Here is a 25179-nt window from a genome sequence, read left to right as displayed (position 1 = left end):
GCACAGCAACAGACACCACCCATCTCTTTTCCTAAGAGAAGAGAACCTGCGTCACCCACGTCACCAGAGCTACCAAAACGATCTCTGACCTGGAACTACAGCGGTGACGCAGACGGCCGATACCTGCGTCAGCCCGCGTCACCTGTGTCACAGGTGACAAGGACCCGTGTCACCGATGACGCACCCCGGAACTCCCTGTGTCACCCAAACCAGCAGGTCAGACGGTCAAGTGACCCAGACGACGCAGTGACGCAGAAATCAGCCCCTAGGACAGACGCCGCCCGCCTTCGCCCCGCGTCGCTGGCGGCTGAACCCCGGCTAACCGTCGCTCGAACCTACGGAGGGCAGCGAGTGAAGCCCAGCTTCGACCCCCAAGCCGTACTCCGAGGCGGTCTCCCCGACCGATACCTCACCCCCGAGGACATCTCCGCGATGTTCTCCGTGCCGATCGAGACCGTCTACCACTGGCGCAAGCAGCGCACCGGCCCGCCCGGATTCCGCGTGGGCCGCCACGTCCGGTACGACCCCGTCGCCGTCCAGGCGTGGGTCGCCGAGCAGAGCCAGCTCGACGCCGCAGCCTGACCCATTCCTCCACGCCGGCCCGTGCCGCCCCTCTTCCGGGGCGGGACGGGCCTTTCCCGTACGTCGAAAGGAACCGCAGCCACCCATGGCCGGCCACGTCCAGGACCGCTGGTACAAGACCGAGACCGACGCCGACGGCAAGGAGCGCCGGGTTAGGACCGACCGCTACGGCAGCGGCATGCGTTACCGGGCCCGCTACATCGGCCCCGACGGCACCGAGAAGTCCAAGAGCTTCCCGGACAAGAAGAAGAGGCTCGCGGAGAAGTGGCTCTCCACCACCGAGGCCGACATGTCCCGGGGGCAGTACATCGACCCGTCCGCCGGGCGGATCACGTTCCGGCAGTACGGCGAGAAGTGGCTCGCCTCCCAGACCACGGACCCGACGACACGCACGACGGTGGGCGTCCACCTTCGGCTGCACGCGTTCCCGTACCTCGGGACGCGGCCTATCGACTCGTTCCGGCCCGAGCACATCCGCGAGTGGCTCGCGGCACTGGAGAAACCCCTGCCTGTCTCCTCGTACCGCCGGGTCATCTTCGCCAGCGTATCGGCCGTGCTCGCTGCGGCCGTGGACGACGAGCTGCTAGCCAAGAACCCGTGCAGGTCCCGTTCGGTCCGGCCACCGGCGCCGGGTGATCCTCGGGTGAGGCCGTGGACATCGGAGCGGGTATTCGCCATTCGCTCGGCGCTCCCGAAGCGCTATCAGGCCATGGTCGACATCGGCGGCGGCTGCGGTCTCCGCCAAGGCGAGATCTTCGGCCTGGCGGAGGAGCACGTCAGGTTCGACACCGGATGGCTCCATGTCGCGAATCAGGTGAAGGTCGTCAACGGGCATCTCGTCTTCGGGCCGCCGAAGCGCGGAAAGGAGCGGGACGTCCCGCTCCCCCGCCAGGTCGCCCGCGTTCTCCGCGAGCATTCCGAGGAATTCCCGCCTGTCGACGTCTCCCTGCCGTGGCTGAAGCCGGACGGGCCGCTCGTCACAAAGCGGCTGTACTTCTCGCTCACCGGCGGCGGCGCCGTGCGGCGGACCGACTTCAACACCCGCGTGTGGAAGCCCGCCCTCGTCCAGGCCGGCATCATTCCGGAGCCCAGGGAAGGCGAGCGGCATCAGGCGGCCCGCGAGCACGGAATGCACGCGCTGCGGCACTTCTACGCCTCCGTGCTCCTCGACGCCGGCGAGAACATCAAGGTGCTCAGCTCGTACCTCGGTCACGGCGACCCCGGGTTCACGCTCCGGGTCTACACGCACCTCATGCCGAGCAGCGACGGACGGGCCCGCCGGGCCGTGGACGGGCTCTACGAAGGCCCCGGTTCGACGCCTGACGGCCCAGGGACGGCCCAGGACGAGTGAGACGGCTCAGGGCCGACGGTTCGCCACCGTCGGCCCTGAGCGTCAGTTCCAGGCTCTACCTGCTCTGACCTGCGGCTACAGCACCGGCAGGTTCTTGCGCAGCTCGAAGGCCGTGACCTCCGAGCGGTACTCCTCCCACTCCTGCTTCTTGTTGCGCAGGAAGAAGTCGAAGACGTGCTCGCCCAGGGTCTCCGCGACCAGTTCGCTGCGTTCCATCAAAGTGATGGCCTCGCCGAGGTTCTGCGGGAGGGGCTCGATGCCCATCGCGCGGCGTTCGGCGTCGCTGAGGGCCCAGACGTCGTCGTCGGCGCCGGCCGGGAGTTCGTAGCCCTCCTCGATGCCCTTGAGGCCGGCGGCGAGGAGGACGGCGTACGTGAGGTAGGGGTTGGCGCCCGAGTCGATGGAGCGGACCTCGACGCGGGACGAGCCCATCTTGCCCGGCTTGTACATGGGGACGCGGATCAGCGCGGAGCGGTTGTTGTGGCCCCAGCAGATGTACGCGGGGGCCTCGCCGCCCGAGCCGGCGGTGCGGCCCGAGCCGCCCCAGATGCGCTTGTACGAGTTGACCCACTGGTTGGTGACCGCGGCGGTCTCGGCGGCGTGCCTGAGCAGGCCCGCGATGAAGGAGCGGCCGACCTTCGACAGCTGGTACTCGGCACCGCTCTCGTAGAAGGCGTTGCGGTCGCCCTCGAAGAGGGAGAGGTGGGTGTGCATGCCCGAGCCGGGGTACTCGGAGAAGGGCTTCGGCATGAAGGTGGCCTGGACGCCCTGCTCGAGCGCGACCTGCTTCATGACCAGGCGGAAGGTCATGATGTTGTCGGCCGTCGAGAGCGCGTCCGCGTAGCGGAGGTCGATCTCCTGCTGGCCCGGCGCGCCCTCGTGGTGGGAGAACTCCACCGAGATGCCCATGGACTCGAGCATGGTGATGGCCTGGCGGCGGAAGTCCATGCCCACGTTCTGCGGGGTGTGGTCGAAGTAGCCCGAGTTGTCGGCCGGGGTCGGGCGGGTGCCGTCCAGGGGCTTGTCCTTCAGCAGGAAGAACTCGATCTCGGGGTGGGTGTAGAAGGTGAAGCCCAGGTCCGAGGTCTTGGCGAGGGCGCGCTTCAGGACGTAGCGCGGGTCGGCGAAGGACGGCGAGCCGTCCGGCATCAGGATGTCGCAGAACATCCGGGCCGTGCCCGGGGCCTCGGCGCGCCAGGGCAGGATCTGGAACGTGCCCGGGTCGGGCTTGGCGATCATGTCGGACTCGTATACGCGGGCGAAGCCCTCGATCGCGGAGCCGTCGAAGCCGATGCCCTCGTCGAAGGCCTGCTCCAGCTCGGCGGGCGCGACCGCGACCGACTTCAGGAAGCCGAGCACGTCGGTGAACCACAGACGCACGAAGCGGATGTCGCGCTCCTCGAGCGTACGGAGCACAAATTCCTGCTGCTTGTCCATTTCCACACCCATCCTCGCTGGTCAGGCCGCCTGCTCCCACCGCCTCGAGCACTTCGGGGGGCGCCTGAGCATCCCACCACATGGTTTCGTGCACGTTGCACACCCATACTGCCTGCTCCGCTGTGACACAGGTAACGGGGGAACGGCCGAAAAGCGGCGGTTGGGCGGCGGCCTCCCGGTGCCGCTCGGCGAGGGCCGGTACCGACTGGTACCCCGTTCGGCCCACGGCCCCCCTTCTGGCACTACGATCTGCGCCCATGGGGGGCCCACGGCGCACACGCCCGTCCCGGAACCCGCGTCCCGTGGCACTGGCGAGTGCCGTGGCGACGCTCCTCGGCGCGCTCTTCCTCTGTCTGGGCGCCGGCACCCCGGCCGAGCGGGCCGAGCACGAGCGGACCGCGCACGCGACCCAGGGCGACCGGTACGTCCAGTACGCCTGCCCGTACGACCGCGGCGACTGCTCCCTCTTCCCCGCGCTCTCCCCCGCCGTGCTCAGCGCGCCGCCGCTCGACCCGCCGCTGAACGCGGAGGGCGGGCTGCCGCGCCCCGAGGCCTCGCCCGCCGGCGGCCGGGTGCTCCTCGCCGGCGCACGGCCGCGCGCGCCGGACCTCCACGTCCTTCAAGTCCTGCGGACGTGAGCGGCCGGGCTTTCCGTCACGTTCGTTCCGTTCCGCAACCCCCCGCCTTTTCTCACTTCAGAAGGACGACATCACCATGGCGAACCGTTCCACCACCGCCGACCGCCGCGCCCGGATAGAGGAGATGCGCCGCGCCGAGCTGGCCCGCGAGCGCCGCAACCGCGTCCTCACCATCGGCGTCAGCGCCGTCGTCGTGCTCGGTCTCGTCGGCTTCGGCGGCTGGGTGATCAACAAGGAGAACAACAAGCAGGAGCAGCAGGAGGCCGCCGCCAAGGCCCCCATCAAGGACGAGAAGTCCTGGGACGCCAAGAAGCTGACCCGCAACCACGTCCAGACCCCGGTCAAGTACGAGATGAACCCGCCGGTCGGCGGCGACCACAACCCGGTCTGGCAGAACTGCAACGGCGACGTCTACGACAAGCCGGTCAACGACACCAACGCCGTGCACTCCCTCGAGCACGGCGCGGTGTGGGTGACGTACAACAAGAAGGCCGCCGCCGGCGACCTCGACAAGCTCAAGGCCAAGGTCAAGAAGACCCCGTACTCGCTGATGAGCCCGATCGAGAACCAGTCCGGCGCGATCATGCTGAGCGCCTGGGGCAAGCAGGTGACCGTGGACGGCGCGGACGACCCGCGCGTGGACGCGTTCTTCACCAAGTACGTCAACGGCCCGCAGACGCCCGAGCCGGGCGCGGCCTGCACCGGCGGCGTGGGCGCCGACGGCCAGGGCGGCGCCGGGATGGGCCAGTGAAGCTGAACCGGACGCAGTGGGCGTCCGTCACGGCCGTGGCCCTGGCGGTGCTGTTCGCGGGCGGTGCGGTCACCGTCGCCTCCGCCGACAAGGACGAGACCCCGCGGACGCCCACGGCGGAGTCGGCCGACGCGGGCTTCGCCCGTGACATGTCCGTGCACCACCAGCAGGCCGTCGAGATGTCGTTCATCGTCCGCGACCGGACGAGGGACGAGGAGGTCCGCCGCCTCGCCTACGACATCGCCAACACCCAGGCCAACCAGCGCGGCATGATGCTGGGCTGGCTCGACATGTGGGGGCTGCCGAAGGTGCAGTCCGGCGTGCCGCCGATGACCTGGATGGGCATGGGCGGGCACGCCGACGGCGCTGCCGCCGAGGACGGCGAGCTGATGCCGGGCATGGCGACCCGCGCCGAGATCGCCCAGCTGACCAAGGCCTCGGGCCGCGAGGCCGAGGTGCTGTACCTGAAGCTGATGACCGAGCACCACAAGGGCGGCATCCACATGGCCCAGGGCTGCGTGGAGCGCTGTGTGCCGGGTGTCGAGCGGGATCTCGCGCAGGGCATGGTCGACGCCCAGGAGTCCGAGATCAAGCTGATGGCCGACATGCTCAAGGCGCGCGGCGCGTAGCCGCGGCGGCGTCCGGTGCGACGGCCCCCGTGACCTCTGCGGTCGCGGGGGCCGCGTCGTGAACGGAGAATGGGAGCGCTCGGGGACACGGACGTACGACCGCAGTACGACGACGTTCTACGAAAGGTACGCACCCCATGACCACGGCTAGGGACATCATGCACCGGGGGGCCCAGTGGGTCCCGGCACACGAGACGCTCGACCGCGCAGCGCAGCTGATGCGCGACCTCAACGTGGGCGCGCTGCCCATCGCCGACGAGAACGAACGGCTCTGCGGCATCCTCACGGACCGCGACATCGTGGTCGGCTGCGTGGCCATGGGCCACGACCCCGCCAGGATCACCTGCGGCGAGATGGCCAAGGGCACCCCGCGGTGGATCGACGCGGGCGCGGACGTGGGCGCGGTCCTGGAGGAGATGCAGAGCCACCAGATCCGCCGGCTCCCGGTGATCGAGAACAAGCAGCTGGTGGGCATGATCAGCGAGGCCGACCTGGCCCAGCACCTGACGGACGACCAGCTGAAGGCGTTCTGCGAGCGCGTGTACGCCTCTTCCTGACCGCAGGTCCGCGGCACCGCCGACCGGCGGCGCAGCCCCTCCGGCAGCACGGTGGACCGGCGGCACCGCCGATCGGCGCGCAGCTGCCAGGCGCGGCCGCCCGCGCGCGCCGCTCCTCGACTCGTCCCGCTCCTTTCCGTGTCCCGCGCCTCAGCGGCCCACGTCGAGGACGGCCCGGGCGATCGCGTCCGGGCGGTCCAGCATGACCAGATGGCCCGACGGTTCGGCCGCCTCGTAGCGGGCGCCGAGCCGCCGGGCCAGCGCGCGTTGGCGCCGCTCCCAGCGGGCCGAGCCGTCGGGTGCGGCGAGCACGGTGACCGGAAGGCCGGGCGGCAGCGGGGCGCCCTCGCGCAGGGCGAGCAGCTCGGCGGCGACGGCCCCGTAGCGGGCGTTCTCGTCGAGGGTGCCGCGCAGCACGCGTGAGGTGCGGTAGACGCGGCGGACCTCGGCGGGCGGGGACGGGTCGGGCCGGCGGTGGGACGAGAGGCGTACGGTCAGGCCGCGGCCGGCGGGCCCCAGCGCGGCCGGGACTCCGGCGGCGCACAGGGCCGCGCCGAGCGCGCGGGCGAGGGCCGGCCCGGTCCGGGAGGCGCGGGGCCGCTCCTCCACGGAGGAGTCGACGAGCACGAGCGCCGCTGTGCGGGCGGGGTGGAACCGGGCGAAGGCCTCGGCGTGGAAGCCGGCGATCGAGTGCCCGACGACCGTGACGGGCGCGAGGTCACGGCCGTCGGCGGTGCGCGCCGGCGAGGCGTCGCGGGCGGCGCCGGGGACCGCGTCGAGGACGGCGGCGATCCGGTCGGCCTCCCCGGCGGCGGTGCTCGGCGCGGCGGAGGGCTGCGAGAGGCCGTGGCCGGGGCGGTCGAAGCGGACGACGGTGCGGTACGGGGCGAGCAGGGGGACCACCGGGTCCCAGTCGAACCAGCTCATGCCCAGCCCGGCGGCGAGCACGCACACCGGTCCCGAGCCGTCGACGACGACGTGGTGGGCGACGCCTCCGATCCGTACGAAGGTCCGTTCGGAGGTCCGAACGGAGGTCGGCACCGAGGCCGGTGCCGAGGTCGGTGGAAAGGTCAACGCGTCTCCCGCTTCCTGGTCGTTTCCCCGGCCGCTGCCGTTCCCCCGGCCCCGGCCCCTGCCCCGGTCCCGGTCCCTGCCCCGGCCGCTTCTCTCGCCACCGCGCCCGCGAGGACCGCGAGCCACACCGCCACGAGCAGCACCTGGAGGCGCTGTCCGGCGCCGAGCGACCAGGTGCCGCGCCCGGCCTCGAAGGCGGCCACGGCGGCCAGCGTCCAGGCGGTGGCGGCGAACTCCAGGACGACGAGGGCCGGTCCGGTACGGGCGAGCGGCGCCCAGAGGCCGTAGCGCCGCGCGGCCACCGTCAGCGCGACCATCGCGGTCAGCGCGCCGAGCATGGCGAGCGTGGAGCTGACGGCGTGCGCGGTGTGGGTGGCGGGCACGAGTCCGGCCGTCTCGCGGGCGGCGCACTCGGGATCGACGGTGGGCGTGCAGCTGAGCGGCAGCCGCGAGTCGGCGACGGTGGCGGCCCCGAAGACGGCGAGGGCGAGCCAGCCCAGGGCCGTCCAGGGCCGGCGCGAGCCGGCGAGGGACAGGCCCGTCAGGGCTCCCGCGAGGACGAGGAGACCGGCCGTCAGGTCCGTGGCGCGGAACAGGCCGCCGAGCGGCTGGTCGGCGGCGGCGAGCTCGGAGACGTAGGTGCGGACCGGGTCGAGACCGGTCCGCACCACGACCTCGAGGACCCAGGCGGTGTACGCCAGCGCGCCGAGGCCGAGCAGCGCGGCGGCGGCTCGGGTGAGCCTCGCGGCGTTCCGCCTCGCGGCATTTCTGGACACAGTGGGTCGAACGTCAGGGCGAGGCCGTGGGTTCCCGGTGTTCGGGGTGGATCCAGCCCGGCTTGCGGTACTTGAGCAGCGCCGCCGGGATGGCGACGCCGAGCAGCAGCAGTCCGCCGCCGACGATCAGGAGGTAGCGCCACAGCGGCTGGTTGCCGAACTGGTCGGGCGGGACGAAGCCGATGACGAGCGCGGCGAGGGAGGAGACGAAGCCGATGCCCGCGACCCATTCGACGGCCGGGACGCGGAAGCCGCGCTCGACGGACGGCCGGGTACGCCGCAGCCTGACGACCGCGACGAACATCAGCAGGTAGGCGATGAGGTAGATCTGCACGGTGATCACGGAGAACATCCAGTACGCGCTGGAGACGTCGTCGCTGAAGGCGTAGAGGATGCCGATCAGGGTGGTGACGACGCCCTGCGCGACCATGATGTTCATCGGCGCGCCGTCCTTGTTGAACTTCTGGAAGGCGGGCGGCAGATAGCCCTCCTGCCGGGAGAGCAGGACGAGTCCCCTGGCGGGTCCGGACAGCCAGGTGAGCATGCCGCCGAGGGCCGCGCAGACCAGCATGATGCCGACGACCTTGGTCATCCAGCCGATGGAGAAGTGGTCGAAGAAGGCCTGGAAGGCCTGCATCAGACCGGCGGTCAGGCTGAGCTGCTCCGCGGGCATCACCCAGGCGATGGCCAGGGCCGGAAGGATGAAGATCAGCAGGACCAGGCCGGTCGCCAGGAACATCGACCTCGGGTACTCGCGCTTGGGCTCGCGCAGCGAGGACACGTGCACGCCGTTCATCTCCATGCCCGCGTAGGACAGGAAGTTGTTGACGATGAGCACGAGGCTCGCGAGGCCGGTCCACGGCGGCAGCCAGTGGTCGGGGCTCATGGGCTGCGCGGACGGATTGCCCTGGCCGAGGAAGACGACGCCGAGGGCGACGAGCAGGACGCCGGGGACGAGGGTTCCGACGATCAGGCCGAAGGACGACAGGCCGGCGATCGTCTTCGTGCCGCGCGAGGAGATCCAGACGCCGGACCAGTAGACGACGACGATGACGATGGCGACGTAGAGGCCGTTCTCCGCGAGGGAGGGGTCGATGACGTACGCGAACGTCGAGGCCACGTAGGCGAGCAGGCTCGGGTAGTACGCGATCGTCATGGCGAACTGGCACCAGACGGCGAGGAAGCCGAGCGGCTTGCCGAGCGCTTCGCTGACCCAGCGGTAGATGCCGCCGCTCCAGCCGGAGGCGAGCTCGGCGCCGACGAGGGCGGTGGGAAGCAGGAAGACGACGGCGGGGAGGAGGTAGAGGAAGATCGCCGCGAGGCCGTACACGGCCATGGAGGGCGAGGGCCGCAGGGAGGCGACGGACGCGGTGGTCATGAAGGCGAGCGTCAGCCAGCTGACGAACTGGCGTCGCGTGCCGTCGTCCTGGCGGAGTGTCGCTTCGCCGGCGGCGGTGGTCGTGGTGTTGCCTGCCGACTCCGCCGGTTCGTCAGTGGTCGTCATGGGCCCATGATCAGCGGGTGGGACGAGGTTCGCATGTCGGCGGAAACCCGGGGGAATCCGTGCGGGTTCCGCCCGGAAGTGGATCACGAACACATCTCGTTCACAAATCAGGTGGTGTCTTCACAATCGGCTGGCTTACGGTCGTGATCTCCAGGGGGTGGGGCGCTCGCGCCGGTGCCCCCGCGCACCCCCGCCCCGAAGGACAGCGCATGACCATGCCCACCCACTCCCCCGACCAGCCCTACGGCCCGCCCGGGATGCCCGGCGCGCCGCAGGCGCCCGTCCAGCCGCCCCGCAACGGGCTCGGCACCACGGCGCTGGTCCTCGGCATCCTGGGCGTGATCTTCGCGATCATCCCGGTCACCTTCTGGCTGGGCGGCATCCTGGGCCTCCTGGCCCTGATATTCGGCGTCATCGGCTCCGCCCGGGCCGGCAAGGGCCTGGCGACGAACAAGGGCAGCGCCGTCACCGGCCTGGTCCTCGGCGCCCTCTCGATCGTCGTCGCGATCGTGTGGACGATCGTCATCGCGACCGCGGTGAAGGACGTCGCCGACGAGCTCGAGAAGGAGCTCGGCCAGAAGGGCGGGACGAAGGGCGGGACGACCGCCTCCGCCACGCCCGGCACGGACGGCGGCGCCCCGGCCTCGGAGGCGCCGGCGGACAAGGCCCCCGGGGAGCTGAAGTTCGGCGAGACCTTCACGTACGAGGACGGGATCAAGGTCACCGTCTCCCAGCCGAAGGCCCACAAGCCCGACGGGTTCGCCGTGGGCCACGCCAAGGGCAACAGCGCCTTCCAGGTGACGATCACGATCGTCAACGGCAGCAAGAAGGCGATCGACGTCACCGGCGCCCTGCCGGACGCGAAGGACGCCGAGGGCGCGGACGCCGAGATGGTCTTCGACGGCGGCAACGCCACGAAGCCCTTCGAGGGCAAGGTGCTCCCGGGCAAGCAGGCCAAGGGCGACTACACCTTCTCCGTGCCGGCCGCCGCGGCCGGTTCGCTGCAGGTGGAGATCTCCCCGACCATCCTGGAGCACGAGTCGGCGATCTGGACCGGCCCGACGAAGTGACCCCCGGCCGGAGGTTCCCGTCCGTTCGCCACGACATAGCGTCGAATTGACGATAAACTGAGCGCGTGCCTCAACTACGCCTCGCTCTGAATCAGATCGACTCCACGGTCGGCGACCTCGCCGGGAACGCCGAGGCCGTCGTCCACTGGACCCGGCACGCCGCCGGCCAGGGTGCGCACCTCGTCGCGTTCCCCGAGATGACGCTGACCGGCTATCCCGTCGAGGACCTGGCGCTGCGCCCCTCGTTCGTCGAGGCCTCCCGGGCCGCCCTGAGGGCGCTCGCCCGGCGGCTCGCGGACGAGGGGTTCGGCGAGCTGCCCGTGGTCGTCGGATACCTCGACCGCTCCGAGCGCGCGGTGCCGCGGCTCGGGCGGCCTGCCGGGTCGCCCGAGAACGCGGCGGCGGTGCTCCACCGGGGCGAGGTGGTGCTGCGCTTCGCCAAGCACCACCTGCCCAACTACGGCGTGTTCGACGAGTACCGCTACTTCGTCCAGGGCGACACCATGCCCGTGCTGCGCGTCCACGGCGTGGACGTGGCCCTCGCGATCTGCGAGGACCTGTGGCAGGAGGGCGGCCGGGTGCCGGCGGCCCGCAGCGCACGGGCCGGCCTGCTGCTGTCGGTCAACGCCTCGCCGTACGAGCGCGACAAGGACGACACCCGGCTCGAACTGGTCCGCAAGCGGGCCCAGGAGGCCGGCTGCACCACCGCCTACCTGGCGATGACCGGCGGCCAGGACGAGCTGGTCTTCGACGGGGACTCGATCGTCGTCGACGCGGCCGGCGAAGTGGTCGCGCGTGCCCCGCAGTTCTCCGAGGGCTGCGTGATGGTCGACCTCGACCTGCCGGCGGCGCTCCCGCTCGCGGAGGCGCCCGCGAACGGCACGGTCGTGGACGACGGGCTGCGGATCGACCGGGTGGTGCTCTCGGAGGAGCCGCTGCCCGCCTACGAGCCCGAGCTGACGGGCGGTTACGCGGAGCGGCTCGACGACGACGAGGAGGTCTACTCGGCCCTGGTCGTCGGCCTGCGTGCGTACGTGAACAAGAACGGTTTCCGCTCCGTGCTCATCGGCCTGTCCGGCGGCATCGACTCGGCCCTGGTCGCCGCGATCGCCTGCGACGCGCTCGGGGCCGCGAACGTGCACGGCGTGTCGATGCCGTCCAAGTACTCCTCGGACCACTCGCGCGGCGACGCCGCCGAGCTGGCCCGGCGCACCGGCCTCGACCTCCGCACGGTGTCGATCGAGCCGATGTTCGACGCCTACATGGGTTCCGTGGGCCTCACCGGGCTCGCCGAGGAGAACCTCCAGGCGCGGCTGCGCGGCACGCTGCTCATGGCGCTGTCCAACCAGGAGGGCCACCTCGTCCTCGCCCCGGGCAACAAGTCCGAGCTCGCCGTGGGCTATTCGACCCTGTACGGGGACGCGGTGGGCGCCTTCGGGCCGATCAAGGACGTCTACAAGACCTGGGTGTTCCGGCTCGCCCGCTGGCGCAACCGGGCCGCCGAGGAGCGCGGCCAGACCCCGCCGATCCCGGAGAACTCGATCTCCAAGCCGCCGAGCGCCGAGCTGCGCCCCGGTCAGGTCGACACGGACTCGCTGCCCGACTACGAGGTCCTGGACCGGATGCTCGAGCTGTACGTCGACCGCGACCAGGGCAAGGACGAGCTGGTGGCGGCGGGCTTCGACCCGGAACTGGTGGCCCGGACCCTGCGCATGGTCGACCTGGCCGAGTACAAGCGCCGCCAGTACCCGCCGGGTACGAAGATCTCCGCGAAGGGCTTCGGCAAGGACCGCCGGCTGCCCATCACCAACCGCTGGCGGGAGACTCCTTCCGCGGAGCCCTCCTGAGCGGCGGTCAGAGCTTGACGCGGGCGGCCACCGGAAGGTGGTCGCTCCTCGTCTCCGGCAGCGTCCAGGAGGACAGCGGCTCCACGCCGCGGACCAGGATCTGGTCGATGCGGGCCATCGGGAAGGACGCCGGCCAGCTGAAGCCGAAGCCGTCGCCCGCCGCGCCCTGGGTGGAGCGGAGCTGGGAGGTCACGGCGTTGAGGGCGCGGTCGTTCATCGTGCCGTTGAGGTCGCCGAGGAGGACGATCCGCTGATGCGGGTCGTGCGAGATGGCCTCGCCGAGGGCGTCGGCGCTGTTGTCCCGCTGGTTGGCGGTGAACCCGGCGTCCATCCTGACGCGTACGGAGGGGAGGTGGGCGACGTAGACGGCCACCTCGCCCGCCGGGGCGGCGACCGTGGCCCGCATGGCGCGGGTCCAGCCCATGCGGATGTCGACGGGTCCGGCGTCGCGCAGCGGGTACTTGCTCCACAGGCCGACCGTGCCCTGCACCGAGTGGTGCTTGTACGTGTCGGCGAGGACCCGCTCGTACTCGGGGACCACGTCGCCCTTGAGCTCCTCCAGGGCCACCACGTCGGCGCCGGAGGCGGCGATCTGACGGGCCGTGCCCTCGGGGTCGGGGTTGTCGGCGTTCACGTTGTGGGTGACCACGGTGAGGTCACCGCCGCTCCGCGACTTGTCGACGACGAGCCCGCCGAAGAGGTTGAGCCAGACCACGGCCGGCAGGACGAGGGCGATCAGGGCGGTCGCGGAGCGCCGCAGCACGGCGAGGACGAGCAGCACCGGCACGAACAGGCCGAACCAGGGCAGGAAGGTCTCGGTCAGGCTGCCGAGGTTGCCGATCCGGTTGGGGATGTCGGAGTGGAGGCCCATCACCAGGGCGAGCAGCACGGCGCACAGCGCGAGGACGATGCCCCGGCGCCAGATGCCGCGGTCGCCGCGCAGGCGCTGCAGGGCGGCCCGGAACCGTGAGCCGGAGCGCTCGGTTCCCGCTCCGCCGTGCTCGGTCCCCGTCATGTCCACCCGCGCCATCACTGTCGTCCTCACTGCCTTGCTGCCTTGCCGTGCGACCCGGTGTCGACCCTAGGCGATGCCGGGCCGGTCGTACTCTTCGAGGGACGACAGCCGCGCGTGGCGGGTTCCTGCAGGTGGCGCGGGGCGTACGGCTGTGACAGAACGCGCACATTCGTACGGATCGCCCGGTCCCGGCTGCTCAGTCGGCCCGGGCGGCTCAGTCGCGCGGGCGCAGACCCTCCAGGACGGCGTCCACGATCTCCTCGGGCAGACCGGGCGACAGGGGGGCGCCGGGGCGGATGACGGTGCGCAGCAACAGCGGGCCGACGAAGAGGTCGTTGACGAGTTCGACGTCGAGGTCGGCGCGGAGCTCGCCGCGCTCGATCCCGCGCCGGATGGCGTCGAGGCCCATGCGGCGGCGGGGCTCGATGACGGTGTGGTGGTAGGCCTCCCACAGCTTGGGATACGACTGCATCTGCGAGAAGACGTTGTGCAGCAGCGCGGAGGTCCGCTTGACGAGACCGCGCTGGCGCAGCGACTCCAGGAGCCTGACGAGGTCGTCACGGACCGAGGTGCCGGGCAGCACCGGGTCCGGGGGCTCGACCGAGCGCAGGAGCTCGATCAGGAGCTCCTCCTTGCCGGCCCAGCGGCGGTAGATCGTGGCCTTGCCGACGCCGGCGGTGCGGGCGATCTTCTCGATGGACAGGTCGGTGAGCGGCACTCCGCTCTCCAGGAGCCCGACCACCGCGTCGAAGATCGCCTGGTCCGCGGCCTCGCTGCGGGGCCGCCCGCGCCGTACGGCTCCGGCGCCCGCGCCCGGTCCGGCCTCGGGGCCGGAGCCGGGGCAGGCGGGAGCGGGCGCGGCCGCGCAGACGGGGCCGGGGCCGGGGCCGGTCGTGACCGCCCGGCCGTTCTCCTGCGACACGTCTTCCGCCTCTCCTCCTGGGCTACCTCGGGACCGATTCTCCCGCCTCGGCGCGGCTGCCCGGGACGGCCGGGGCCTGGTCCCGGCCTCCGGGGGCGCGGCCGGGCAGGAACAGCGCGACGACGACCGCGCCGAGGACGGCGACGGCGGCCGAGCCGACGGCGGTGACGTGCATCGCGTCGAGGAAGGCGTCGTACGCCGGGGCGACGAGGCCGCGGCCCGCCGGGCCCAGCTTGTCGGCGACGGCCAGGGTCGCCTCGATCGACTCGCCCGCGGTCTCGCGCAGGCCCGCGGGGACGGCGCCGAGGTGGCCCTCGATCTCGCCGCGGTAGGTGCCGGAGAGCACGGAGCCGAGGACGGCCACGCCGAGGGCACCGCCGACCTGGCGGAAGGTGTTGTTGACGGCGGAGCCGGAGCCGGCCTTCTCGCGCGGCAGCGACTGCATCACGGCGACCGTGACCGGCGGCATGATGTGCGCCATGCCCGCGCCCTGGAGGAAGAAGACGACCTCGAGGACCCATACGGGCGTGTCCGCGTCGAAGAAGGCGAAGGCGGCCAGCCCCACGGCGACGGCCAGCATGCCGACGGTGCACACGGCCTTCGCGCCGAAGCGTTCGACGACCAGCCGGGCCCGCGGCGCGAACACCATCTGGGCGACGGCGAGCGGCAGGACGAGCAGGCCGGAATCCAGCGCGCTGTAGCCGCGGACGCTCTGCAGGTAGAAGGCGGAGAAGAAGGTCACGCCCATGAGGGCGAAGAAGACCAGCGCGATGGCGGCGACGGCGGCCGAGAAGGCGGGCTTGCGGAAGTACGAGACGTCGAGCGCCGGGTGGTCGCTGCGCTTCTCGTACAGCACGAAGGCGACCAGCACCGCGAGGCCCCCGAGGGACGGGAGGAGCACGGTGACGTCGGTGAAGCCGGCGAGCTCGCCGCCGCGGATGATGCCGTACACGAGCAGGACGAGCCCGAGGACGGACAGCAGCACGCCGGGCACGTCGACGCGGCCGGGCCTGGGGTCCTTCGACTCGGGGACCAGCCAGAGCATGAGCACGAGGGCCAGGATCACGACGGGCACGTTGACCAGGAAGACGGAGCCCCACCAGAAGTGCTCCAGGAGCACGCCGCCGGTGATGGGCCCCACGGCGATGGCGAGGCCGACGCCGCCGGCCCAGATGCCGATGGCCTTGGGCTGCTCGTCGCGCTCGAAGACGTTCATGAGGACGGCGAGGGTGGCGGGCATGACGAAGGCGGCGCCGAGGCCCATCACCGCCCGGTAGGCGATGAGCTCGCCGGGGCCGGTGGAGAACGCGGCGAGCGCGGAGCCGATGCCGAAGACGGTGATGCCGAAGAGCAGGACCTTCTTGCGGCCGAGGCGGTCGCCGAGCAGGCCCGAGGTGAAGAGCAGGCCCGCGAAGACGAGCGTGTAGGAGTTGATGGCCCACTCCAGCTCGCTCTGGGTGGCGCCGATGCCGACCGGGGCGGGGCCGGCGATCGTCTTGACCGCGACGTTGAGGATCGAGTTGTCGAGGACGACGATCAACAGGCTGAGCATGAGCACGCCGAGGATCGCCCAGCGACGGCTGTGTGACGTTGACATGCTCCCACCCTAGGCTCATTTCGATACGAGACCGTCTCGTATCGAAAAACCTGACAGACTCTTTACGTTCCGGCCGACCCCGTCCGACACCCCGTCCGACGCCCTGCGGACGCCCTGGTCGGCGCCCTGCGGACGCCCTGGTCGGCGCCCTGCCGGCGCCCCGGCCAGCGCCCCTGCGGAGCCCCTGCCGGCGTCGGTGAGCCTCGCTCGGCGTTTCCGCGACCGCGCCCGCGTTCACATCTCCGTGGTGTGAACAGCGCCACGCCGCTCCGCTGCCCCGCCCCGCTTCCCCGCCCGCCCCGCGAGGTGCCACCATGGATGTGGTCCGGGGACGCCACAGGGCGCCTCGAGATGACAAAAGGAGCCGTTCACCATGACGCTTCAGGCTGCCCAGAAACCGCCCGCCGACAGCAGCAAGGCGCTGTACGGAGGGAAGGGCACCCGCCGCATCACCGTCCACGACATCGCCGCCGCCAAGACCCGCGGCGAGAAGTGGCCCATGCTCACCGCCTACGACGCCATGACCGCCTCCGTCTTCGACGAGGCCGGCATCCCGGTGATCCTCGTCGGCGACTCCATGGGCAACTGTCACCTCGGCTACGACACCACCGTGCCCGTCACGATGGACGAGATGACGCTGCTCTCCGCCGCCGTCGTACGGGGCACCAGGCGCGCCCTCGTCGTCGGCGACCTCCCCTTCGGCTCGTACCAGGAAGGGCCCGTCCAGGCCCTGCGCAACGCCACCCGACTGGTCAAGGACGCGGGCGTCGGCGCGGTCAAGCTGGAAGGCGGCGAGCGCTCGCTGCCCCAGACCGAGCTGCTCGTCCAGGCCGGCATCCCCGTCATGTCCCACCTCGGCCTGACCCCGCAGTCCGTCAACACCATGGGCTACCGGGTGCAGGGCCGCTCCGACGAGGCCGCCCACAAGCTGCTGCGCGACGCCAAGGCCGCGCAGGACGCGGGCGCCTTCGCCGTGGTCCTGGAGCTCGTCCCGGCCGAGCTGGCGGCCGAGGTCACCCGCTCCCTGCACATCCCCACCATCGGCATCGGCGCCGGTCCCGACACGGACGCCCAGGTCCTCGTCTGGACCGACATGGCCGGTCTGACCGGCGGCAAGGTGCCGCGCTTCACCAAGCAGTACGCCAACCTGCGCGAGACGCTCGGCGACGCCGCCCGCGCCTTCGCGGAGGACGTCACCGGCGGGGCGTTCCCCGCCGAGGAGCACACCTTCCACTAGCCAGCCCGGTAAGACGACAGCCCGCCGACCGTCCCCCGTCGGCGGGCTGTCGACATCTCCGCCGGCATCTCCGCCGGCGTCCCCGCCGACATCCGTCGGCGCGCTGTCGGCGGTGCTGTCGGTCGGCTGTCGGTGCCCTGTCGGTGGCCGCCTGTTCCATGGTGGACATGACGCGATCACACACCAACGCCGTCGAGGTCCGGGGCCTCGTGAAGCACTTCGGCGAGACCAGAGCGGTCGACGGGATCGACCTGGACGTGCGCGAGGGCACCGTCCTCGGCGTCCTCGGCCCCAACGGCGCCGGCAAGACCACCCTCGTCCGCTGCCTGTCCACCCTCGTCGTCCCGGACGCCGGGACCGCCGTCGTCGCCGGTTACGACGTGGTGCGCCAGCCCCGCCAGCTGCGTCGCACCATCGGCCTCACGGGCCAGTACGCCTCCGTCGACGAGAAGCTGTCCGGCTGGGAGAACCTCTACATGATCGGGCGGCTGCTCGACCTCTCCCGCAGGGACGCCCGCCGCCGCGCCGACGAGATGCTGGAGCGCTTCTCCCTCACCGAGGCCGCCAAGCGCCCGGCCATGAACTACTCCGGCGGCATGCGGCGGCGCCTCGACCTGGCCGCCTCCATGATCGGGCAGCCCGCCGTGCTCTACCTGGACGAGCCCACCACCGGTCTCGACCCGCGCACCCGCAACGAGGTCTGGGACGAGGTCCAGCGGATGGTCGCCGAAGGCACGACCGTGCTGCTCACCACCCAGTACATGGAGGAGGCGGAGCAGCTCGCGAGCGAGCTGACCGTCATCGACCGCGGCCGGGTCATCGCCAGTGGCGGCGTCGACGAGCTCAAGGCCCGTGTCGGCGGCCGCACCCTCCAGGTCCGCCCCGCCGACCCGGCCGACCTGTCCGCCATGGCGGCGGCGCTCCGCGAGGCCGGCCTCGACGGGATCGGCGGCGCGTCCGTCGTCCCCGACGAGGGCCTGCTGTACGTGCCGATCCTCAGCGACGAGCAGCTGACCGCCGTCGTGGGGCTGTTCGGCGCCCGCGGCTTCGGCATCGCTCACATCGGCACCCATCTGCCCAGCCTCGACGAGGTGTTCCTCGCCATCACCGGCGAGAAGACGACCGCCACCGACGCCGACCGTGACGCGATCCACCAGGAGGTCGCCGCATGAGCACCACCACGCTTCCCCAGTCCCCCGTGGACGCGCGGGGACCCGGCGGCACGCCCGCCAAGGCCCCCGTCGGCCGCGCCGACGGCCGGATCGGCCTGCGGGCCAACCTCCGCCACATCGGCGCCCTCGCCCGGCGCAACGCGCTGCAGATCAAACAGGACCCGGAGTCGATGTTCGACGCCGTCCTGATGCCGATCATCTTCATCCTGCTGTTCGTGTACGTCTTCGGCGGCGCCATGGCCGGCAAGGGCAACCAGCAGGAGTACGTGAACTACCTGGTGCCCGGCATGATGGCCATGATGGGCATGAACATCGCGATGGCCGTCGGCACCGGCATCAACGACGACTTCAAGAAGGGCGTCATGGACCGGTTCCGGACCATGCCGATCGCCCGTTCCTCGGTCCTCATCGCGAAGATCGTCGTCGAGATCGGCCGCATGCTGGTCGCCACCGCGATCCTGCTGGGCATGGGCTTCCTGCTCGGCCTGGAGATCCGCACCTCGGTGCTCGACCTGGCCGCCGCCGTCGGCCTGTCCATGGTCTTCGGCGCCGCCCTGATGTGGATCTTCATCCTGCTCGGTCTCACCATGAAGACGGCCCAGGCCGTCCAGGGAATGGCCATGCTCGTGCTGATGCCGCTGCAGTTCGGCTCCTCGATCTTCGCCAAGCCGACCACGATGCCCGGCTGGCTGCAGACCTTCACCGACTACAACCCGCTGTCCAACCTGGCCGACGCCGCCCGAGCCCTGATCAACGGCGGCCCCGTCGCCCACTCCGTCTGGATGACGCTCGCCTGGGCCGTCGGCATCACCGTCGTCACGGCGCCGCTCGCGGTCGCCAGGTTCCGCAAGAAGACCTGACCCGCCGACGCGGGGGAACGGTACTCGGCGCGCCTCAGATCGCGTCGGCGCGTTCGAGCAGGGCGGCGGCCTCCTCCAGGGAGAGGCCGCCGCCCTCGGCGTACGCGGCCTCGAACGCCTCGTCGTCGGCGAGCGCGGCCCGGGCGAGCGCGGTCGCCCGGGCCACGTTCTCCCGCTCGATGGGAGGAGCCAGGTGGGCGGGCGGCAGCAGCGCCTCGTAGGCACCCAGCAGCACGGCCGCCGTACGGGCCGAAGGGCCGCCGAGCCCGGCCAGCGCCCAGGCCGCGGTGACCGCGTGGATCGCCGGCATCTGCGGGGCCACCATCAGCGACAGCGCCCCGAGGGAACTCAGGTACGCCCGCCGGGACACGTCGAACGCCGCGGCGTACTCCCCGTCCAGGTTGTGGACCCAGCCCAGACTGCCCAGGGTGAAGCCCTCGAAGATGGAGAAGGTCTCCGAACTGAACTCCTCGAGGAGCCGCTGGAGGTGCACCCGCGCCTCGGCGGTCCGGCCGGTCCTGCCGAGCAGCATCGCGAGGAAGATCCGGGCCGCGAGCATCGGCTCGTGGCCGCGGCCGTGCTCGCCGTCGACGATCTCGCGCAGGATCCGCTCCGCGTCCTCCTGCCGGCCCGTCTCGATCAGCATGTCGGCGTACCGGGCACGCAGCAGCGCCATCTGGGACTGGGCGCCGATCCGCCGCGCGTACTCGATCGCCGCCGCGAAGTCCTCGGCCGCGCCCTGGAACTCGAGCCGCCGTTCGCGGGCCTCGGCGCGCGAGGACAGGGCCTCGGCAGCGCCCCAGGCGTCGTCGAGACGGACGAAGATCTCCAGGCTCTCCTCGGCGTCGGCTGCCGCGCTCGCGGCCAGGTCGGCCCGGTTGGCCCGCAGGTTGGCGCGCAGCTGGAGGGCGTTGCCGAGCTCCCACTCGTAGCCGTAGCGGCGGCAGGCGTCCACATGGGCGTCCAGGGCCTCGCCCATGCGGCCGGGTTCGGCGATGAGCAGGACGGCGAAGACGCTGAAGGAGCCGGGCAGCCGGCAGGTCTGCGGCAGCCCGGGCGGGTAGCTCTCGTTGATCAGCCGCAGCCGCGCGACGCCCTCGGGCGTCGTCCAACGGCCCGTCTCGTGGTCCATGTTGAGCAGCTCGATCATCCGCACCCCGCGCCTGGCCTCCCACAGCTGCTCCTCGCTCAGTGGCGGCGGCGCGGCGGTGACCGGCTCGTACAGCGGGACGACGGGACCCGCGTCCGGCCCGAACGGGTCGGGCCCGAGGGCGGCGACGGACTCGGCCCAGTGCAGGGCGTCGGAGCGCAGGTCGCGCATGTTCCAGTACCAGAGCAGCGCGTGCACGAGCACCAGTCCCTCGTGCTCGTCGCGTGCGGCGACGGCGCGGCGCAGCGCGGTGCGCAGGTTGCCGTACTCGGTGCCGAACCGGGCCACGGCGGCGACCTGCCGGCCGGTGCGCAGCTCGGGATCGGTGAGGCGGGCGAGCTCCCGGTAGTAGGTGAGGTGCCGCCGCTCGGCCGCCGCCCGGTCCCCGGCCTCGTCGAGCCGCTCGGCGGCGTACTCGGCGACGGTCTCGAGGAGCCGGTAGCGCATGCCGGGGGCGGCCCCGGCGCTGCCGGCGGCGTCGGTGGCGACGACGAGCGACTTGTCGACGAGCGAGCCGAGCACGTCGAGCACGTCGGCGGGCGCGGGTCCGTACGGGGCGAGCGGGGCGTGCTGGTCGCGTGGGTGGTGCCGGCCGTGTGGGTCGTGCTGGTGGCCTCGCTCGCGCGGGCCGGCGCGGTGGGCCGACGGTTCGCCGCAGACGGCCTCCGCCGCCTCCAGGTCGCAGCCGCCCGTGAAGACCGACAGGCGGCGCAGGACCGCGCGTTCGGGCTCGTCGAGGAGGTCCCAGGACCAGTCGACGACCGCGCGCAGGGTCTGCTGGCGCGGCAGGACGGTCCGGGCACCGGAGGTGAGCAGCCGGAAGCGGTCGTCCAGCCGGTCGGCGATCTGGCGAGCCGTCAGTATCCGCAGCCGCGCAGCCGCGAGCTCGATCGCCAGCGGCAGGCCGTCGAGGCGGCGCACGATCTCGGCCGCCGCCTCCGGGTCCTCCCCCACCGAGAAGCCGGGCCGTACGGCGGCGCCGCGCTCGCCGAGGAGGCGGAGGGCGGTCTCCGGAGGCAGCGGGCCCACCGGGCGCAGCACCTCGCCCGGCACGCCCAGCGGCTCCCGGCTCGTCGCGAGGACGGTCACGCCCGGGCAGCGGGCGAGCAGCGTCTCCGCCAACGCGGCGGCCGCGCCCACGAGATGCTCGCAGTTGTCGAGCAGGAGCAGCATCCGACGACCGGCGCAGTGCTCGACGAGCCGGTTGCCGGGCTCCTCGCCGAGGCGCAGTTCCTCGGCTCCCGCGCCGCGCAGCACCGTCTCGCGGGCGCCGAGCGCCCCGAGGACGGCCTCGGTGACGGCCTCCGGGTCGGTGACGGGGGCGAGTTCGACGAGCCAGACGCCGTCGCGCCAGGCCCCGCCCGCGCCGGCCCGCTCGGCGGCCTCCTGCGAGAGCCGGGTCTTCCCGGCGCCGCCGGGCCCGAGGAGGGTGACGAGCCGCCCGGCCCGCAGGGCGTCCTGGAGGGCGGAGATGTCGTCCTCGCGGCCGACGAAGCTGGTGAGCCGGGCGGGCAGGTTCCCCGCGAGGGGAGCGGAGCCGGGAGGGGCCGCGGGAGGCGGAGCGGCCGGCGCGGCGCCGGCCAGCAACTCGGCGTGCAGGGCGCGCAGTTCCGGGGACGGGTCCGCGCCGAGCCGCCCGGCCAGCTCCCGCCGCACCGCCTCGTAGGCGGCGAGCGCCTCCGACGGACGGCCCGTGTCCCGCAGGGCGCGGATCCGCAGGGCCTGCAGGGGTTCGTCGAGCGGGTGCCCGGCGCACAGGGTGTCGAGCTCGGGCAGCACGGCGGCCGCCTCGCCGAGCGCGAGCGCGGCCGCCAGCCTGGCCCGGCGGGCGTCGAGCCGGCGCGCCTCCCAACGGGCGGCCTCGGCCGCGCCGTCGGGCAGATCGGCGAGCGCCGGGCCCTTCCACAGCGCCAGCGCCTCGTCGAGCAGCCGGGCGGCGCGCTCCGGCCGCCCCGCGTCCAGTTCCCGTACGCCCTCGGCCGCGAGCCGTACGAAGCGGTGGGCGTCGACGTCGTCGGGCTCGGCCGCGAGCCGGTAACCGCCCTCGGTGGACAGCACCCGCTCGTGCCCGAGGGCCCGGCGCAGCCGTCCGACGAGCGCCTGCAGCGCGGCGACCGCGTCGGCGGGCGGCTCGTCGCCCCACACCTCGTCCACGAGCACGCCCACGGGCACCGCCCGCCCGGCCCGCAGCGCGAGGACGGTGAGCAGCGCGCGCACCCGCGGCCCGCCGACGCCGACGGTGCCTTCTGACGTGTGGGCCCCGGCGGCCCCGAGGACGGAATAGCGCACGCCCCCCATTCTCCGCGAGCCCGCCTCCGGCCCGCGCGCGGGCCGCCGTACGGGGGCCGGGGCCGGAACCCGGGAGGGGGACCGGTACGTTTCCCGCACACGCGGCCGACCGGCCGACGGACCGCAGCCCCGGGGAGAAGCTCCATGTCCACGACCACCCATCGCCACGACGAGCGGCGGATCAGCCCCGTCTTCCTGGCGATCCTCGCGGTGATGGCCGTCACCGGCTGGGCCGTGTGGACGGACTTCGCCGCGCTGCCCGGGCTCGCGGTGTTCCTCTTCGTGACCGCGGCGTGGATCGTGTCCCTCTGTCTCCACGAGTACGCCCACGCCCGTACCGCGCTGCACAGCGGGGACATCACGATCGGCGCCCGGGGCTATCTGACGCTCAACCCGCTCGCGTACACCCACGCGGTCCTGAGCATCATCCTGCCGGTGCTCTTCGTGATCCTGGGCGGCATCGGTCTGCCGGGCGGCGCCGTCTTCGTCGACCGCGGCCGGGTGCACGGCCGCTGGAAGCACAGCCTGATCTCGGTGGCCGGGCCGCTGGCGAACGTCCTGTTCGCCGTCGTCTGCACGGCGCCGTTCTGGCTCGACGCGCTCGACGGCGTGCCGACCGCCTTCCGGTACGCGCTCGCGTTCCTGGCGTTCCTCCAGGTCACGGCGGCGCTCCTGAACCTGCTGCCGGTGCCGGGCCTGGACGGCTACGGCGTGATCGAGCCCTGGCTCTCGTACAACGTGAAGCGGCAGATCGAGCCCTACGCGCCGTACGGCTTCTTCGTCGTCATCGCGCTGCTCTTCGTCCCCGCGGTCAACGGGGCCTTCTTCGACGTGATCGACGGGCTGATGCGGGCGCTGGGCGTGCCGGAGCTGTCGCGCGCCTGCGGCTCCGAGATGTACCGCTTCTGGCAGGGCGAGGCGCCGGAGATCTGCGGGGTCTGACGCGGCCCGTCGGACACGCCGCAGGGCCTGTCTTCCGGATCGGGCCGGGACACCGGCAGGATCCGGAAGGGACGGCAGGGCCTAGGCGTCGCGGGTGGCGCGGGCGCGCTTCACGTAGTACCACGCCATGTTCGAGGACAGGCCGGCGAACAGCACCCACACCACTCCCAGCCAGCTGCCCTGGGCGAAGGAGACGACGGCGGCCGCGACCGCGAGGACGCAGACGGCGAGGGCGTAGAGGGCGAGACGGGGCATGGGGGTCGGCTCCTGTCCGGGTACGGCTGATGGTGCCCGTCCAGTGTCCCCCATGCCCTCCGTCACGCCGGGACCGGCTCGGCGTCCGGCTCAGACGTCGGTGACGCGCAGGCCCGCGTGGGCCTTGTAGCGGCGGTTCACCGAGATCAGGTTCGCGACCAGCGACTCGACCTGGTGGGCGTTGCGCAGCCGGCCCGCGAAGACGCCGCGCATGCCCGGGATGCGGCCGGCCAGGGCCTGGACGAGCTCCACGTCGGCGCGGACCTCGCCGAGGACCATCACGTCGGTGTCGATCTCGTCGATCGACGCGTCCTGGAGGAGGACCGCCGACAGGTGGTGGAAGGCGGCCGTGACCCGCGAGTCCGGGAGCAGCGCGGCGGCCTGCTCGGCGGCCGAGCCCTCCTCCGGCTTGAGCGCGTAGGCGCCCTTTTTGTCGAAGCCGAGCGGGTTGACGCAGTCCACGACGAGCTTGCCCGCGAGCTCCTCGCGCAGGGACTCCAGCGTCTTGGCGTGGCCGTCCCACGGCACGGCGACGATCACGACGTCGCTGCGCCGGGCGCACTCGGCGTTGTCGGCGCCCTCGACGCCGAGGCCCAGCTCGTCGGCCGCCGCCCGGGCGCGGTCGGCGGCGCGCGAGCCGATGATCACCTTCTGGCCGGCCTTGGCGAGCCGGTAGGCGAGCCCCCGGCCCTGGTCGCCGGTGCCGCCGAGGACGCCGACGACGAGTCCGGAGACGTCGGGCAGGTCCCAGGGGTCCTTCGGGGCCTGCGGTGCAGTGGTGGAGGAAGTCATGGCCTCGACATTACTGGCCGGTCGGCCCGGTGGTCCCCGTCCGGGTGAGTCCGCTCGGAAGGGCTGCGCGCGGCGGGCCGGGCGGGGCACCATGCCGGGGCATGGACGCCGTACGTGTCGCGCTGCTGCGCGAAGTGCTCGCCGGGACCGAGTGGCCGGCCGCCGCCCGGCGCTTCGCGGGCTCCCTCCGGTCCTCCGTCGTCTCCCACGGCGGCGGGCTGCTGCTCGTCGGCACGGCGGAGTACGAGCCCTGGCACCTGGCCGCGCACCTCGTCGACGAGTCCGCCTGGTCGGGCCGCCCCGAGCTCGCCCCGACCCTGGTCCGGCACCGGGTGCGGGCCGGCGACCCGGCGCACCTGGCCGTCGGCCTCGGGCGGATCGAGTCGGCGGGGCGCGGGGCGACGCTGCTCATGGTGGCGCCGTCCCGGCCGGACGAAGGGCTGCTCGAACGGGTCCACGACGCGCGCCGGGCGGGCGCCACGGTCCTGTCGCTGGACGGCGGCGACGCCGAGCTGCTCGGCCTCGCGCACGAGACTCTGACGGTGGCGCCGGACGGCGAGGTCGACCTGGACACGGTGGAGCACCTGGTGAGCGCGGCGACCGGCGAGAACTGCCTGCCGCCGGCGCCGCGCGGCCGTCTCCGCTTCCGCGACCGCCTCTCGCGCCTCGCCGACCAGCTGACGGCCCCGCCGCCGGCGCGCTGGTGACGGGTGCGGCCCGCGCCAACGCCGG

General features: G+C 72.5%; 23 protein-coding genes. 13 read left to right on the top strand and 10 right to left on the bottom strand.

From position 1 onward, the window contains the following. Positions 1-351: 351 nt before the first annotated feature. Together ACFY8W_RS14510 and ACFY8W_RS14505 are read left to right on the top strand one after the other, a co-directional pair. A complete protein-coding gene (locus ACFY8W_RS14510; RefSeq protein ID WP_391104606.1) occupies positions 352-582 on the top strand; it encodes a helix-turn-helix domain-containing protein in 231 nt (76 codons plus the stop codon). Between the two features lie 85 nt (positions 583-667). After that, positions 668-1933, top strand: coding sequence for a tyrosine-type recombinase/integrase (locus ACFY8W_RS14505; RefSeq protein WP_391104604.1), 1266 nt, complete (start codon positions 668-670; stop codon positions 1931-1933). Between the two features lie 75 nt (positions 1934-2008). Here the strand turns inward: ACFY8W_RS14505 and ACFY8W_RS14500 are convergent, their stop codons facing one another. After that, a complete protein-coding gene (locus ACFY8W_RS14500; RefSeq protein ID WP_128983329.1) occupies positions 2009-3370 on the bottom strand; it encodes a glutamine synthetase family protein in 1362 nt (453 codons plus the stop codon). A gap of 302 nt (positions 3371-3672) precedes the next feature. Here ACFY8W_RS14500 and ACFY8W_RS14495 point away from each other — a divergent pair, with 302 nt between their 5' ends. The 4 genes from ACFY8W_RS14495 to ACFY8W_RS14480 all read left to right on the top strand — a co-directional run bounded on the left by ACFY8W_RS14495 (position 3673) and on the right by ACFY8W_RS14480 (position 5945). Then, positions 3673-4008, top strand: a complete 336-nt coding sequence (locus ACFY8W_RS14495; RefSeq protein ID WP_391104601.1) for a hypothetical protein — start codon at positions 3673-3675, stop codon at positions 4006-4008. Positions 4009-4084: 76 nt separating this feature from the next. Then, entirely contained in the window at positions 4085-4759 is a 675-nt protein-coding gene (locus ACFY8W_RS14490) for a DUF3105 domain-containing protein (protein ID WP_391104599.1), read from the top strand. Then, the gene (locus tag ACFY8W_RS14485; protein ID WP_391104597.1) at positions 4756-5388 is read left to right on the top strand and encodes a DUF305 domain-containing protein; all 633 of its coding nucleotides are present in this window, start codon (positions 4756-4758) and stop codon (positions 5386-5388) included. Before ACFY8W_RS14490 ends, ACFY8W_RS14485 begins: the two co-directional genes overlap by 4 nt. Before the next feature lie 137 nt (positions 5389-5525). Next, on the top strand, positions 5526-5945 hold the full coding sequence (locus ACFY8W_RS14480; RefSeq protein ID WP_391104595.1) for a CBS domain-containing protein: 420 nt from the start codon (positions 5526-5528) through the stop codon (positions 5943-5945). Positions 5946-6095: 150 nt separating this feature from the next. Here ACFY8W_RS14480 and ACFY8W_RS14475 read toward each other — a convergent pair whose 3' ends face one another. From ACFY8W_RS14475 to ACFY8W_RS14465, 3 genes are all read right to left on the bottom strand, one after another. Continuing rightward, the gene (locus ACFY8W_RS14475) at positions 6096-6944 is read right to left on the bottom strand and encodes an alpha/beta fold hydrolase (RefSeq protein ID WP_391105536.1); all 849 of its coding nucleotides are present in this window, start codon (positions 6942-6944) and stop codon (positions 6096-6098) included. 71 nt (positions 6945-7015) lie between these two features. Then, the gene (locus ACFY8W_RS14470; protein WP_391104593.1) at positions 7016-7795 is read right to left on the bottom strand and encodes a DUF998 domain-containing protein; all 780 of its coding nucleotides are present in this window, start codon (positions 7793-7795) and stop codon (positions 7016-7018) included. Positions 7796-7808: 13 nt separating this feature from the next. Next, positions 7809-9299 (bottom strand): amino acid permease, encoded by a 1491-nt coding sequence (locus ACFY8W_RS14465; RefSeq protein ID WP_391104591.1) that lies wholly within the window; start codon positions 9297-9299, stop codon positions 7809-7811. 209 nt (positions 9300-9508) lie between these two features. Between ACFY8W_RS14465 and ACFY8W_RS14460 the strand changes: the two genes are divergently transcribed. Together ACFY8W_RS14460 and ACFY8W_RS14455 are read left to right on the top strand one after the other, a co-directional pair. Further along, the gene (locus ACFY8W_RS14460) at positions 9509-10369 is read left to right on the top strand and encodes a DUF4352 domain-containing protein (protein ID WP_391104588.1); all 861 of its coding nucleotides are present in this window, start codon (positions 9509-9511) and stop codon (positions 10367-10369) included. A gap of 65 nt (positions 10370-10434) precedes the next feature. Next, positions 10435-12216, top strand: coding sequence for an NAD+ synthase (locus tag ACFY8W_RS14455; RefSeq protein ID WP_391104585.1), 1782 nt, complete (start codon positions 10435-10437; stop codon positions 12214-12216). Positions 12217-12223: 7 nt separating this feature from the next. On the opposite strand, the gene ACFY8W_RS14450 is transcribed toward ACFY8W_RS14455, so the two are convergent. The 3 genes from ACFY8W_RS14450 to ACFY8W_RS14440 form a co-directional block, all read right to left on the bottom strand. Further along, complete coding sequence (locus tag ACFY8W_RS14450) at positions 12224-13246, bottom strand: endonuclease/exonuclease/phosphatase family protein (protein ID WP_391105534.1); 1023 nt, start codon at positions 13244-13246, stop codon at positions 12224-12226. Positions 13247-13445: 199 nt separating this feature from the next. Next, positions 13446-14153, bottom strand: a complete 708-nt coding sequence (locus ACFY8W_RS14445) for a TetR/AcrR family transcriptional regulator C-terminal ligand-binding domain-containing protein (RefSeq protein ID WP_391104582.1) — start codon at positions 14151-14153, stop codon at positions 13446-13448. Positions 14154-14175: 22 nt separating this feature from the next. Next, positions 14176-15750 (bottom strand): DHA2 family efflux MFS transporter permease subunit, encoded by a 1575-nt coding sequence (locus ACFY8W_RS14440; RefSeq protein WP_391104579.1) that lies wholly within the window; start codon positions 15748-15750, stop codon positions 14176-14178. Between the two features lie 373 nt (positions 15751-16123). Here ACFY8W_RS14440 and panB point away from each other — a divergent pair, with 373 nt between their 5' ends. From panB to ACFY8W_RS14425, 3 genes are all read left to right on the top strand, one after another. Continuing rightward, a complete protein-coding gene (panB, locus tag ACFY8W_RS14435) occupies positions 16124-16987 on the top strand; it encodes a 3-methyl-2-oxobutanoate hydroxymethyltransferase (RefSeq protein ID WP_384413802.1) in 864 nt (287 codons plus the stop codon). Between the two features lie 158 nt (positions 16988-17145). Further along, positions 17146-18159 carry an ATP-binding cassette domain-containing protein gene (locus tag ACFY8W_RS14430; RefSeq protein WP_391104576.1) on the top strand — a complete coding sequence of 338 codons (1014 nt, stop codon included), beginning with the start codon at positions 17146-17148 and terminating at the stop codon, positions 18157-18159. Further along, complete coding sequence (locus tag ACFY8W_RS14425) at positions 18156-19019, top strand: ABC transporter permease (protein ID WP_391104574.1); 864 nt, start codon at positions 18156-18158, stop codon at positions 19017-19019. The genes ACFY8W_RS14430 and ACFY8W_RS14425 overlap by 4 nt, the downstream gene beginning before the upstream one ends. Before the next feature lie 34 nt (positions 19020-19053). On the opposite strand, the gene ACFY8W_RS14420 is transcribed toward ACFY8W_RS14425, so the two are convergent. After that, the gene (locus tag ACFY8W_RS14420) at positions 19054-22458 is read right to left on the bottom strand and encodes a BTAD domain-containing putative transcriptional regulator (RefSeq protein ID WP_391104571.1); all 3405 of its coding nucleotides are present in this window, start codon (positions 22456-22458) and stop codon (positions 19054-19056) included. Between the two features lie 144 nt (positions 22459-22602). Between ACFY8W_RS14420 and ACFY8W_RS14415 the strand changes: the two genes are divergently transcribed. Then, complete coding sequence (locus ACFY8W_RS14415) at positions 22603-23400, top strand: site-2 protease family protein (protein ID WP_391104568.1); 798 nt, start codon at positions 22603-22605, stop codon at positions 23398-23400. 81 nt (positions 23401-23481) lie between these two features. Here ACFY8W_RS14415 and ACFY8W_RS14410 read toward each other — a convergent pair whose 3' ends face one another. Further along, positions 23482-23709 (bottom strand): hypothetical protein, encoded by a 228-nt coding sequence (locus ACFY8W_RS14410; protein ID WP_391104567.1) that lies wholly within the window; start codon positions 23707-23709, stop codon positions 23482-23484. A gap of 36 nt (positions 23710-23745) precedes the next feature. Further along, the gene (gene npdG, locus ACFY8W_RS14405) at positions 23746-24447 is read right to left on the bottom strand and encodes an NADPH-dependent F420 reductase (RefSeq protein WP_391104564.1); all 702 of its coding nucleotides are present in this window, start codon (positions 24445-24447) and stop codon (positions 23746-23748) included. A gap of 101 nt (positions 24448-24548) precedes the next feature. Here npdG and ACFY8W_RS14400 point away from each other — a divergent pair, with 101 nt between their 5' ends. Next, positions 24549-25154: a hypothetical protein gene (locus ACFY8W_RS14400; protein WP_391104562.1), complete on the top strand. Its 606-nt coding sequence runs from the start codon at positions 24549-24551 to the stop codon at positions 25152-25154. Positions 25155-25179: the final 25 nt, after the last annotated feature.

Origin of the sequence: Streptomyces sp. NPDC012637 (genome assembly GCF_042954805.1) — a bacterium.
In the GTDB taxonomy this organism is placed as follows: Bacteria; Actinomycetota; Actinomycetes; order Streptomycetales; family Streptomycetaceae; genus Streptomyces.
The sequence above is the reverse complement of the archived record's forward strand: the minus strand, read 5'-3'. Positions and strand labels throughout refer to the sequence as shown.